1 protein-coding gene is annotated in these 524 nt (G+C 56.5%); it reads left to right on the forward strand.

Annotated elements, in window-relative coordinates:
• Positions 1-524 (forward strand): transposase (locus GOB86_RS15810; protein ID WP_165993597.1); only part of this gene is annotated, 524 nt, incomplete at both ends.

The following is a 524-nucleotide window of genomic DNA, read 5'->3' on the forward strand; positions in this document are numbered from 1 at the left end:
CCAGACGATGCTTTGTCCACGTCGGACGTTTGTCATGCCCCTTGAGGGGATAACCGTGCGTCATGGCAGACAGACCACACGTCTTACCGATCTTCATTATTATATCGCCCATACCCTGGGCGGTTCCGCTGGTGCACGAATGACCGTGCGCCTGTGTTGCCCCATCAGCGCCGATACTCTTGTCCGCCGTCTTCTCTCACGTGCGCAGAACACCACAAAAGGCACGGCCCGTACACGTGTGGTGGGGGTGGATGACTGGGCATGGCGGCGGGGACATCACTATGGAACGATTGTGGTTGATCTTGAGAAAAATGATGTCATTGACCTCCTGCCAGATCGGGACGCTGATACCCTTGCCCGATGGCTGCAGGTCCATCCCGGTATTGAAATCATTGCCAGAGACCGTGCCGGTGCTTATGCAGACGGATGCCGCAGAGGCGCACCATCCGCTCTTCAGGTGACAGACCGCTGGCATCTGCTGAAGAACCTGTCAGACGCTTTTGTCAGCATTCTGGACCGTTTTA

Source organism: Acetobacter lambici, from assembly GCF_011516885.1.
Lineage (GTDB): Bacteria > Pseudomonadota > Alphaproteobacteria > Acetobacterales > Acetobacteraceae > Acetobacter > Acetobacter lambici.